At 41.3% G+C, this 12,458-nt stretch carries 12 protein-coding genes; all 12 read left to right on the forward strand.

Features of this window, described 5'->3' with window-relative positions:
* Nucleotides 1-16: 16 nt before the first annotated feature.
* Nucleotides 17-1,951, forward strand: coding sequence for an ATP-dependent zinc metalloprotease FtsH (ftsH, locus tag LC090_RS21400; RefSeq protein ID WP_226660117.1), 1,935 nt, complete (start codon nucleotides 17-19; stop codon nucleotides 1,949-1,951).
* 192 nt (nucleotides 1,952-2,143) lie between these two features.
* The gene (locus tag LC090_RS21405) at nucleotides 2,144-2,929 is read left to right on the forward strand and encodes a type III pantothenate kinase (RefSeq protein ID WP_226660118.1); all 786 of its coding nucleotides are present in this window, start codon (nucleotides 2,144-2,146) and stop codon (nucleotides 2,927-2,929) included.
* 263 nt (nucleotides 2,930-3,192) lie between these two features.
* The gene (hslO, locus tag LC090_RS21410) at nucleotides 3,193-4,074 is read left to right on the forward strand and encodes an Hsp33 family molecular chaperone HslO (protein WP_226660119.1); all 882 of its coding nucleotides are present in this window, start codon (nucleotides 3,193-3,195) and stop codon (nucleotides 4,072-4,074) included.
* An 86-nt stretch (nucleotides 4,075-4,160) separates the two neighbouring features.
* Nucleotides 4,161-5,087 carry a cysteine synthase A gene (gene cysK, locus LC090_RS21415; protein WP_224591335.1) on the forward strand — a complete coding sequence of 309 codons (927 nt, stop codon included), beginning with the start codon at nucleotides 4,161-4,163 and terminating at the stop codon, nucleotides 5,085-5,087.
* 241 nt (nucleotides 5,088-5,328) lie between these two features.
* Nucleotides 5,329-6,717, forward strand: a complete 1,389-nt coding sequence (locus tag LC090_RS21420) for an anthranilate synthase component I family protein (RefSeq protein WP_226660126.1) — start codon at nucleotides 5,329-5,331, stop codon at nucleotides 6,715-6,717.
* 18 nt (nucleotides 6,718-6,735) lie between these two features.
* Nucleotides 6,736-7,320, forward strand: coding sequence for an aminodeoxychorismate/anthranilate synthase component II (pabA, locus tag LC090_RS21425; RefSeq protein WP_226660120.1), 585 nt, complete (start codon nucleotides 6,736-6,738; stop codon nucleotides 7,318-7,320).
* Nucleotides 7,311-8,165 carry an aminodeoxychorismate lyase gene (gene pabC, locus LC090_RS21430; protein ID WP_226660121.1) on the forward strand — a complete coding sequence of 285 codons (855 nt, stop codon included), beginning with the start codon at nucleotides 7,311-7,313 and terminating at the stop codon, nucleotides 8,163-8,165. Before pabA ends, pabC begins: the two co-directional genes overlap by 10 nt.
* Before the next feature lie 75 nt (nucleotides 8,166-8,240).
* Nucleotides 8,241-9,056 carry a dihydropteroate synthase gene (gene folP / locus LC090_RS21435; protein ID WP_425590684.1) on the forward strand — a complete coding sequence of 272 codons (816 nt, stop codon included), beginning with the start codon at nucleotides 8,241-8,243 and terminating at the stop codon, nucleotides 9,054-9,056.
* 16 nt (nucleotides 9,057-9,072) lie between these two features.
* Complete coding sequence (gene folB, locus LC090_RS21440; RefSeq protein WP_226660122.1) at nucleotides 9,073-9,438, forward strand: dihydroneopterin aldolase; 366 nt, start codon at nucleotides 9,073-9,075, stop codon at nucleotides 9,436-9,438.
* Nucleotides 9,431-9,955, forward strand: coding sequence for a 2-amino-4-hydroxy-6-hydroxymethyldihydropteridine diphosphokinase (gene folK / locus LC090_RS21445; RefSeq protein ID WP_226660123.1), 525 nt, complete (start codon nucleotides 9,431-9,433; stop codon nucleotides 9,953-9,955). The genes folB and folK overlap by 8 nt, the downstream gene beginning before the upstream one ends.
* Complete coding sequence (locus LC090_RS21450; RefSeq protein ID WP_226660124.1) at nucleotides 9,907-10,116, forward strand: helix-turn-helix domain-containing protein; 210 nt, start codon at nucleotides 9,907-9,909, stop codon at nucleotides 10,114-10,116. Before folK ends, LC090_RS21450 begins: the two co-directional genes overlap by 49 nt.
* A gap of 496 nt (nucleotides 10,117-10,612) precedes the next feature.
* Entirely contained in the window at nucleotides 10,613-12,106 is a 1,494-nt protein-coding gene (lysS, locus tag LC090_RS21455) for a lysine--tRNA ligase (RefSeq protein ID WP_226660125.1), read from the forward strand.
* The last annotated feature ends 352 nt before the right edge of the window (nucleotides 12,107-12,458 follow it).

Below are 12,458 nucleotides of genomic sequence, written 5' to 3' on the forward strand. Positions count from 1 at the left end.
TGGGAGGAGGTAAGGAATGAATCGTATCTTCCGAAATACAATATTTTATTTGTTAATTTTCCTCGTCGTAGTGGGTGTTGTCAGCTTCTTTAATGGAACAAACAATGAAGCAAATGTCCTTGATTACGGCGAATTTCAGTCCAAATTGAATAATGGTGAAATTCAAGAATTAACGTTACAACCTGAGCGTGGGGTTTACACGGTTACTGGTAAGTTAGCTGGTGGCGGTGAAGATAGCGAAGATGCTAATACATTCGTTACGAATGTACCTGACTCAGAAAGAGCTGTGGAGAATATCTTAACCGCAGCTGATGAAGGAAATGTAGAGTTAACAACAGAACCAGCTCCTGAACAAAGCGGTTGGGTTACATTTCTAACAAGTATCATTCCTTTCGTAATTATCTTCATTCTGTTCTTCTTCCTTCTTAACCAGGCTCAAGGCGGCGGTGGCCGTGTCATGAATTTTGGTAAGAGTAAAGCGAAGTTATACAGCGAAGAGAAAAAGAAAGTTACATTTAAAGACGTTGCAGGTGCTGATGAAGAGAAGCAAGAGCTTGTTGAGGTCGTTGAATTCCTAAAGGATCCTCGTAAGTTCGCTGCAGTCGGTGCTCGTATTCCGAAGGGTGTTCTACTTGTAGGACCGCCTGGTACAGGTAAAACGTTGCTTGCACGAGCGGTTGCTGGTGAGGCAGGCGTGCCGTTCTTCTCAATCTCTGGTTCTGATTTCGTAGAAATGTTCGTAGGTGTCGGTGCTTCTCGAGTACGTGACCTATTCGAAAATGCGAAGAAGAACGCACCGTGTATTATCTTTATCGATGAAATTGATGCAGTTGGTCGTCAACGTGGCGCAGGTCTTGGTGGCGGTCATGATGAGCGTGAACAAACGCTTAACCAACTTCTAGTTGAAATGGATGGCTTTAGTGCAAATGAAGGTATTATCATCGTTGCAGCTACAAACCGTCCTGATATTCTTGATCCGGCGCTTCTTCGTCCAGGCCGTTTTGACCGTCAAATCCCGGTAAACCGTCCGGATGTAAATGGTCGTGAAGCTGTCCTTCGCGTCCATGCACGCAACAAGCCACTAAGTGATGAAGTTGATTTGAAAACGATCGCGATGCGCACACCAGGATTCTCTGGTGCTGACCTTGAGAACTTATTGAATGAAGCTGCTCTAGTGGCTGCTCGTCATAATAAGAAAAAGGTCGATATGAATGATATTGATGAAGCGACAGACCGCGTTATTGCTGGTCCTGCTAAGAAAAGCCGCGTGATTTCCGAAAAAGAGAAAAACATCGTTGCTTATCATGAAGCGGGTCACACGATTATCGGTACTCAGCTTGATAATGCCGATATCGTTCATAAAGTTACAATTGTTCCTCGAGGACAGGCTGGTGGTTATGCTGTCACACTTCCTAAGGAAGATCGTTACTTAATGACGAAACCAGAGCTAATTGATAAAATTATTGGTTTACTCGGTGGACGCGTTGCAGAAGAAATTACATTCGGTGAAGCAAGTACTGGAGCAAGTAATGACTTCCAACGTGCGACAGCCATTGCCCGTAGCATGGTTACGGAATATGGGATGAGTGAAAAACTAGGTCCGATGCAGTTTGGTTCAGGTCAGGGAGGTAATGTATTCCTTGGTCGTGATATTCAAAATGATCAGAACTATAGTGATTCATTTGCCAATGAAATTGATTTAGAAGTTCAAAGCATCATCAAATCAGCGTATGCTCGCTGTCGTGAAATTCTTTTAGAAAATCAGGATAAGTTAAATCTTGTCGCTGAAACCCTAAAAGATATTGAAACGCTTGATGCTGAACAGATTCGCTCTCTTGTTGAAGATGGAAAACTTCCAGAGGGTCACCATGCAAGTGGTAGCTCTGAAGATGTGAAAGTAAACATCTCTAAAAAGGAAGAAAATCCTGAAACAAATGAAGAGCAAGAGTAATGGAATAGTAAAACAGGATGTCATTCATGACATCCTGTTTTTTTTGATCTCATTAAGGGGGGGAGTTCAAATCAGATTCCCAACAACACTAAACAGTAACCGTTTTCAAAAAAGATCTTCGTGTTTGATTCCAATGTGTGGTATAACTATAGAGAGCATGACTGAAGTTAAATTTTTAAATAAGGTGATAATATGATACTTGTGCTTGATGTAGGAAATACGAATATTGTTCTCGGTGTATATGAAGGTGAAGAGTTAAAGCATCACTGGCGAATGGGGACAAGCCGGAAGCAGACAGAAGATGAATACGCAATGGTCATTAAAGGTCTCTTTTCTCATGAAGAACTTTCATTTGATGATGTAGAAGGCATTATCATTTCATCCGTGGTGCCTCCTATCATGTTCGCTCTTGAGCGCATGTGCCAGAAATATTTCCATCACAAACCATTAGTGATTGGTCCTGGAATTAAGACAGGCCTCAATATAAAATATGATAATCCAAAAGAAGTGGGAGCCGATCGGATCGTCAACGCAGTAGCTGGCATTCATCTCTATGGTGCGCCGCTTATTATTGTAGATTTTGGTACGGCCACAACTTACTGCTATATTGATGAGCAAAAACAGTACGTTGGTGGAGCGATCGCGCCGGGCATTAATATCTCAACAGAAGCGCTTTACATGCATGCCGCTAAGCTCCCACGTATTGAAATTGCAAAACCAAACCATATCGTTGGGAAAAATACAGTCAGTGCAATGCAGAGTGGGACGCTGTATGGGTATGTTGGTCAGGTAGAAGGAATTGTTTCTCGTATGAAAAAACATTCTCCTAAAGAACCGACAGTTATTGCCACAGGAGGACTGGCATCCCTCATTGCAGAGGAATGTGATCTTATTGATGTTGTTGATCCGTTCTTAACGTTGAAAGGTTTGCATTTCATTTACAATAAGAACAAAGAAGAGCTAAACGCATACCGATAAAAAGGGATGCGTTTTTCATTTTGATTTTTTGGGGAAGTTATAAATGGTACGTAGTTAGAATGAATACCTTTCCGAAGGGTTTTAGCGATTTAAATATCGTGCACGCAAGTTTTTTGAAGATTAAGGATGAGGTAAAGAAATCGTGTTCTATCGCACAATACTTCTCCTTCAATCCTTACACAGTTTCTCATAATGGAAGTTCTTGAAAAAATGATGTATCGTGTAAGTGGGCAATGCCCACTAGTGAAAGGAGCTATAAAGTAATGAATGATTATTTAATTAAAGCACTTGCATTCGATGGCAATGTAAGAGCTTATGCGATATCTAGTACCGAAATGGTTTCAGAGGCACAGCGCCGTCATAACACCTGGCCAACTGCATCGGCTGCGCTTGGTCGAGCTATGACAGCGTCGACAATGATCGCTACTGGATTAAAAGGGGAAGAAAAAATCACCGTAAAAATAGAAGGTGGCGGCCCGATTGGCGCCATAATCGTAGATGCTAATGCTAAAGGTGAAACGCGCGGATATGTGAGTAATCCACATGTTCACTTTGATTTAAATGAGCATGGAAAGTTGGATGTGGCTCAAGCCGTAGGACGGGATGGTTTTCTATCTGTAGTAAAAGACATTGGCATGCGCGAGAAATTTACAGGGCAAGTTCCCATTGTATCCGGTGAATTAGGGGAAGACTTTACCTATTATCTAGTTACGTCAGAACAAGTGCCTTCTGCGGTTGGTGTTGGTGTACTTGTTAATCCAGATAATACAATTCTTGCAGCTGGAGGATTTATGATTCAATTGCTTCCTGGTGCAGGTGAGGAAACCATTCGCTTTATCGAGAAGCGCATTGAAGCCATTCCGCCGATTTCCAAATTGATTGAATCTGGGAAAACCCCAGAAGAGATCTTAAACGCCCTTCTTGGAGAAGAAAACATTAAAATTATCGACAACATGCCTGTTCAATTTGAATGTAGTTGTTCGAAAGAGCGTTTTTCTAATGGGATTATTGGACTTGGAAAAGAAGAAATCAGCAATATGATTGAAGAAGATGGAGAAGCGGAAACCGCTTGTCACTTTTGTAATGCGCACTACCACTTCTCAAAAGAAGAGCTTCAAGAATTATATGCTGAAAGCAAGGTATAAAAGGTTCAAATTGACAGTTAAGTTCAGTGGTGATATTCTTTTAGTAAGATAATCCCTATAAAAACACTCGGGTTTGAGGAGGCGCGATGATGAGAGTAGCAAATTCAATTACAGATCTAATCGGTCAAACACCTATTGTGAAACTTAACCGCATCACTGATGAGGACCATGCAGAGGTATATCTAAAGCTTGAGTTTATGAATCCTGGAAGCAGTGTGAAGGATCGCATTGCACTTGCAATGATTGAAGCAGCTGAAGAAAAAGGCGAATTAAAGCCGGGAGATACTTTTGTTGAGCCTACAAGTGGTAATACGGGAATTGGTCTTGCAATGGTTGCAGCAGCAAAAGGCTACCAGGCTGTTCTTGTTATGCCAGATACAATGAGTATGGAGCGACGCAACTTATTAAAAGCTTACGGAGCAAAGCTTGTTCTTACTCCTGGATCTGAAGGAATGGGCGGAGCGATTCGCAAATCCGAGGAACTAGCGAAAGAACATGGTTATTTCATGCCCCAACAATTCAAAAATGAAGCAAATCCTGAAGTTCACCGCCGTACAACGGGTCAAGAAATTGTTGAGCAGATGGATCAGCTTGATGGATTTGTTGCAGGTATTGGAACTGGGGGAACGATTACCGGTGCAGGTGAAGTGTTGAAAAAGCACTTTCCATCAGTCAAGCTTTATGCAGTAGAACCAACGGACTCGCCTATTTTATCTGGCGGTAAGCCAGGGCCTCACAAAATTCAAGGGATTGGTGCCGGTTTTGTGCCAGCCGTTCTGAATACGGATGTCTATGATGAAGTGATTCAAGTTCAAAACGAGCAAGCTTTTGAGTGGGCAAGAAAGGCAGCGAGAGAAGAAGGGATTCTTGGCGGTATTTCTTCAGGTGCTGCAATCTTTGCAGCGCTCGAAGTGGCTAAAAAACTTGGTAAAGGTAAGAAAGTTCTTGCTGTGATTCCAAGCAACGGAGAACGTTACCTAAGTACACCACTGTTTCAATTTGACGATGAATAAGAACGCGTAAAAAGCAGTCCTACAATGGGCTGCTTTTCTATTTTTAGGAAGAGAGAAGGGAAGAATTTCTAATTGGGTATTCTAAAATGTTTGGGGAGCATAAAAAAGATGAAGCGTTTGTTAACTTCATGTAGAATAGAGGCATAAACTGAGCGGTAGCTTATGCTTAAGCTTTTGATAGGGTGTGAAAAGTTTGCCAGAACAACTAGAGAAAATCGCGCGTCATTCGATTTATGAAAACATGAATGTAAAGGCAGATGAGTGGTTTTTACGATACAAATCATTCGCCGAACAACGCGAAGAGCATATTTTATTAGATAGTACGCGTGGTGGCCGTTATAGTATGTTTGGAATTAAGCCAATTGCCTCGCTGATTGGATCCGGTACTTCTCTTACTATAAGAGAGGAAGGTAAGGAGCCTGAATCGTTAGAAGGTAACTTGCTTGAGTTGATGGAAGCATGGATGCAACGACATGTGGCAGTTAATGATGACTCTTTGCCAGACTTTCAAGGTGGTGCGATGGGGTATCTTAGTTATGATATCGTTCGTCAAATTGAAAATATACCTCGGCTAGCTGCTGATGATCTAAAGCTTCCAGAACTTTTCTTTATTGTGTATGAAGATGTTGGGGTCTATGATCATTCATTAGAAACGCTCTGGTTCATTTCTCAGGTTAAAGAAGGTGAGGAAAAACAAGCAGAGCAGCGCCTTAAAAAGTATAAGCAGCAGTGGATGGCCCCTGGTGGAGTTGAACCATTCCAATCTTGTTCTATTTCTAAAGAAGACAGGCAGCTGTTTTCAATGGACCAGCATGCTTTTTCAGAAGCCGTTAAAAAGATACAAACCTATATTTCCGCTGGAGATGTTTTTCAGGTAAACCTGTCACTTAGAGAATCCAGAACACTTCATTCTGAGCCTATTTCTATATACGAAACGCTTAGAACCATTAACCCCTCCCCGTACATGTCTTTTATTCATACAGCGACATTCGATCTTGTCAGTGCATCTCCTGAGCTTCTGATCAAGAAGAAGGATGTAGAATTAAGTACCCGTCCAATTGCAGGTACGCGCTCACGCGGAAAAAATGATGAAGAAGATCGGGAACTTGCGCGCACGCTTATCGAAAATGAAAAAGAACGTGCTGAACATGTCATGCTTGTGGATCTTGAGCGTAACGATCTTGGCCGAGTTTGCGAATACGGTACGGTTGAAGTTGATGAATTTATGGTGATTGAGAAGTACTCACACGTACAGCATATTGTTTCAAATGTACGCGGCATCTCTTCAAAGCAGGCAACCGCTTTTGACGCAATTAAAGCTACTTTTCCAGGCGGGACGATCACGGGGGCTCCAAAGATTAGAACGATGGAAATCATTGAAGAACTTGAGCCTGTGCGCCGTGGGGTTTACACTGGTTCTATTGGATGGATTGGCTTTAATGATGATATGGAATTGAACATTGCGATCCGTACAATGGTGATACAAGATAACGTGGCACATGTACAAGCGGGTGCTGGTATTGTCATTGACTCTAATCCAGAAGCTGAGTACAAAGAGTCATTAAAGAAAGCAAGAGCTTTATGGAAAGCAAAAGAGTTAAGTGAAGAAAAAGAGACTAGCAGAGATTAGCTTAGAGGAGGAGAAAGAATGATTTTAATGATTGATAATTACGATTCATTTACGTATAACTTGGTGCAGTATCTTGGAGAAATGGGTGAAGAGCTTGTCGTAAAACGAAACGATGAAATAACCATTTCAGAAATTGAGGAGCTCAATCCTTCCTTTATTATGGTTTCTCCTGGTCCGTGCAGTCCTAATGAAGCGGGAATTAGCATGGCGGTTATTAACCATTTTGCGGGGAGCATTCCTATATTCGGAGTATGCCTTGGTCATCAGTCAATTGCCCAAGTTTTTGGTGGAGATGTTATAAAAGCCGATCGACTCATGCATGGAAAAACGTCTCCAATGCATCATGATGGGAGAACGATTTTTAAAGGCCTTGAGAATCCCTTTACTGCAACGAGGTATCATTCATTGATTGTTAAAAAAGAGACGCTGCCAGAATGCTTTGAGATTAGTGCATGGACAGTTGAGGGTGAAATTATGGCGATTCGTCACAAAGACCTTGCAATTGAAGGCGTACAATTCCATCCTGAATCCATTATGACCGACACGGGTAAAACACTTTTGAAAAACTTTATTGATACACATCGAAGAGAACCATGTTTCTAACGATTAATGGGAAGCTAGTTGACGAAAATGAGGCAGTTATCTCGGCATATGATCATGGTTATTTATACGGTGTTGGCGTGTTTGAAACCTTTCGAACTTATGAAGGTCATCCTTTTTTGTTCAGCGATCACTACAAGCGCTTGTGTGAATCGCTTGAAATGCTTCAAATTCAGTTTCCATATACGTATGATGAACTTCTTTGTCAGGTAAAGCAGACCATTCAAGCAAATGAAATGAAGGACGCGTATGTGCGACTGAACGTTTCAGCCGGAGCGGGAGAAATTGGTCTTAAAACTGATGCTTACGTCGAACCAACTGTTATTGTTTATGTGAAAGCAATTGGCAGCCCCTCTCGTAAGGAGAAGCGGGGTGTGATTCTATCGCATAAGCGTAACTCACCTGAGGGGGAGTATAGGTTAAAGTCACATCATTATTTAAATAATATCCTTGCCAAAAGAGAAGTTGGCAGCGACCCTTCAGTGGAAGGACTTTTTCTAACACAGAACGGCCTACTTGCTGAAGGAATTGTCTCGAATCTATTTTGGTTTAAAAACGGCACGCTTTTTACGCCGGACCTGTCGACGGGAATTTTAAATGGTGTTACGAGACAGTTTGTTGTGCATGTTGCAAAGAAAATGGGGATTACTGTTCAAATAGGTAGCTTTAAGGAAAAAGCACTTCTCGAAGCAGATGAAGCGTTTGTGACAAACTCCGTTCAAGAAATCGTTCCGTTGTTTCAAATTGAACAAAAACCATTGCCCGGCCTTCAAGGCCCTGCGACGAACGAGCTCATCCTTCAATATGAACAACATCGGACATCGTTAATGAGTCGAGAGGAATACTAACTAAGATCATATGTACGAAAAGGAGTGAGCCGCGTGGTAACGGTAATTGATAAGCATAAAGCCCATCCGATGACGATGAAATGGCGAGACAAGCTCATTAACTGGAATGAGAAAACCTGGGTTATGGGTATCCTGAATACAACTCCAGATTCATTTTCCGACGGTGGAGAATACAATTCGACGGTACAGGCAGTTGCTCATGCTATCCAACTCGTTGAAGATGGAGCGGATATCATTGATATTGGCGGAGAATCAACTCGTCCGGGCGCCATACCTGTCTCATTGGAGGAGGAGCTTCGACGCGTTATACCGGTTATTAAAGCGGTTCGTCACGCTGTGGATGTTCCTATTTCTGTAGATACGTATAAAGCGGAGGTAGCTAATCAGGCGATTCTAGCTGGGGCTGATCTTATTAATGATGTTTGGGGAGCAAAGGCAGATCCTCATATGGCTCAAGTAGCTGCAGAACATAAGGTCCCTATCATTTTAATGCATAATCGTGATGACACAAATTATAGTGATATTATGATTGATATTAAGGCTGATATGGAAGAAAGTATAGCGATTGCTCGTTTAGCAGGCGTAAAAGACGAAAATATCATTCTTGATCCTGGCATCGGGTTTGCAAAAACACATGAGCAGAACCTTGAAGTCATGAGAAGATTAGATGAATTTACTGCATTAGGATACCCGGTGTTACTTGGTACCTCACGAAAGTCTATCGTAGCAAAAACGTTAAACACGCCACCAGATGATCGGGTCGAAGGTACTGGAGCAACGATTTGTCTCGGAATTGAGAGAGGCACACAAATCATTAGAGTTCATGACGTGAAGCAGATGGCGAGAATGGCTCGGATGATGGATGCAATGCTTAAACCACATCTCAATTGACAGGAGAGTGAATAAAATGGATAAAATCTACCTGAACGGAATGAAATTCTATGGCTACCACGGTGTATTCCCGGAAGAAAACAAGCTTGGTCAACGTTTCTACGTAGATCTGACGCTAGAGGCAGATCTCTCGAAGGCTAGCCAATCAGATGACTTAAACTCTACAGTAAATTATGCAGATGCCTACAATGCCATTAAAGAAATTGTAGAAGGAACACCTCGAAAATTAGTTGAAACAGTATCTGAGGAAATCGCAGGTAAGATGTTTCAACAATTTGAAATCGTCCGAGCGTGTACAGTTAAGGTGATTAAGCCAGATCCCCCAATAGATGGTCATTATGACTCTGTTGCGATCGAAATGAAGAGGGAACGAAATGAATAGTGTATATATTGGAATTGGTTCCAACATCGGAGATAGAGAGAGTTATATCCAAACCTCATTGTTAAGGCTGCAAGAGTACCCAGGAGTACAGATTACTTCAACATCCTCTTTATATGAAACCGCCCCTGTTGGCGTAACAGAGCAAGGTCCATTTCTAAATATGGTAGCTTTGCTAGAAACAGAGATGAATGCTTTTCAGCTACTTGAGATTCTTCAGGGAATTGAACAATCTCTTGGAAGAGAGCGTGATATCAGGTGGGGGCCAAGAACCATAGACCTTGATATTTTGCTCTTTAATCATGAAAATATTGTAGCAGAGGGGCTGGTAGTCCCACATCCTCGGCTTCTTCAAAGAGGATTCGTCCTCATTCCTCTTCATGAACTGAGTCCGGATATTATTATTCCGACGACGAATAAAAGAATTGATTCCTATTTTAATCATATAGAAGATAAAGAAGGTGTACGTCTATGGAAGCGGAAATCTACGGGAGACGTATTCGCGCTTTTCGAAAGTTAAAAGGTTACACTCAAGAACAGCTTGCAAGAGAATTAGGTGTATCGGTTTCTGTTCTAGGAGAAATTGAACGGGGAAACCGAAAGCCTACCACTGAATTTATGCAATCAGTGGCAGAGAAGCTTAAGGTATCACTAGAAGAGCTCTTTCCCTTAGCCAAATAAGAAATAGGGGTAAGATATGTTGAATAAATGTACTTGCCCCAATGTCGTTTGTAATCTAGTGTTTCGTTTTATTGAACTAGAATTAAGGGTGAGTAAACGATGGATACGCTTTTTTAGCTGATCGTAAGAAGCCGACCAAATCATTGATCGTATGGTTTGGTTTGATCTATTCCAACAGAAGTATTTAAAATGTGTACTGATTGGAATAAAGACCATTTAGTTGACGAAATGAACGGAGAGGCACATTATAGTATCTTTGGTACTATACGCTACGGTATTTTGAAACGGGCGGTTTGACTTTCTAACTAGCATTTCCTATACTACATCTAGGAAATATTGGGCTGTCAGTAATGGTTACTGGCAGTTTTCTTCATATTTGTCATGATACACCCGGCGCATTTGTCATACACTTTTCTATACGGGAATGCTTGCTATTCATAGTGCTTTCCGATAAAGTTATAGCGGGATAAACATAGATTTGACAGGAGTGATAGAGATGAGTCAGGAGCTTGAATTAAATGACCTTCTAAGAGTAAGAAGAGAAAAGCTTGACGTTCTAAAAGAGAACAATATTGATCCGTTCGGAAATCGTTTTGATCGTTCTCATACTGCTAGCAAAATGCTAGAAGAATTTGATTCTTTTACTAAAGAAGAACTAGCCGAAAAGAAGAAGACTGTTTCGTTAGCTGGTAGAATTATGACTAAGCGGGGAAAAGGAAAAGCAGGCTTTACACATATTCAGGATTTAACTGGTCAAATCCAGCTTTATATCCGAAAAGATACTGTTGGTGATGAGCAGTACGATCTTTTTGATTCCATGGATATTGGTGATATCATCGGAGTTAGCGGTGAGGCTTTTAAAACAAAAGTTGGAGAACTTTCTGTGAAGGTTAGTGATCTACATTTGCTTTCTAAGTCACTACGTCCACTACCAGATAAATTTCATGGTTTAAAAGATGTTGAACAGCGCTATCGTCAGCGTTATCTTGATTTAATTATGAGCCCGGAATCAAAAGAAACGTTTATTGCAAGAAGTCGTATCATCCAATCAATGAGACGTTACCTGGATGATCAAGGTTTTCTTGAAGTGGAAACTCCAATGATGCATTCTATTCCGGGTGGGGCTTCGGCACGTCCTTTCGTTACTCACCATAATGCTCTTGATATGGAACTATACATGCGCATTGCTATCGAGCTTCATCTTAAGCGTTTAATTGTAGGCGGCATGGAACGCGTTTATGAAATCGGGCGCGTGTTTAGAAATGAAGGCGTATCGACAAGACATAACCCAGAGTTCACAATGCTTGAACTTTATGAAGCTTACGCAGACTATAAAGATGTCATGACGTTAACCGAGGAAATGGTTGCTCATATTGCGAAAGAAGTAACGGGTTCTACAACAATCCAGTATGGTGATGAGGAAATCAATCTTGAACCAGAGTGGAAGAGAGTGCATATGGTCGATGCAGTTAAAGAAGTAACAGGTGTCGACTTCTGGAAAGAAATGACGGATGAAGAAGCACGTAGCCTTGCTAAAGAGCACGGAGTAGATGTGAAAGAAACAATGGAGTTTGGTCACGTAGTAAATGAATTCTTTGAACAGAAAGTAGAAGATACGTTGATTCAACCTACTTTTGTTTATGGTCACCCGGTAGCAATTTCTCCACTTGCTAAGAAAAACCCTGAAGATGGCCGTTTCACCGATCGTTTTGAGTTATTTATTGTAGCTCGTGAACACGCTAATGCATTTACAGAGCTCAATGATCCAATTGATCAAAGAGAACGATTTGAAGCACAGCTTGTAGAGCGGGAGCAAGGTAATGACGAGGCCCATATGATGGACCACGACTTTATCGAAGCGCTCGAATATGGACTACCACCAACCGGCGGTCTTGGTATTGGGATTGATCGTCTCGTAATGCTTCTTACTAACTCCCCTTCTATTAGAGACGTTCTTCTGTTCCCACAGATGAGAAATACGGAACGATAGAAGATTTGGAATGAAGTTCGTTAATCGAACTTCATTCTTTTTTTATTTATTTCTCGTCCAGGCGCCTTATGGGAATGCTGTATTAGTGAGGGGTTCGAGTAAGTAAAGAAGAGATTGGAGTTAAAAGCGATTATTTGTGGATTAAAAAGCTTAAAAACAGAAATAATGGATGGTATATCTTTTTTAAAAAAAGATTAAAAAAGGGTTGCATAACAATTAAGACCCTGATATAGTTATATAGGTCGCCGCAACAACGCGGTTGACACGAAAAACAATTTCAAAAAAGTTGTTGACGCCAACTGAGTTAATATGGTATATTAATAAAGTCGCTGAAAACGACATTGAAAGAAAC

It is taken from the genome of Guptibacillus hwajinpoensis (assembly GCF_020524165.1).
Classification (GTDB): Bacteria; Bacillota; Bacilli; order Bacillales; family Guptibacillaceae; genus Guptibacillus; species Guptibacillus hwajinpoensis_D.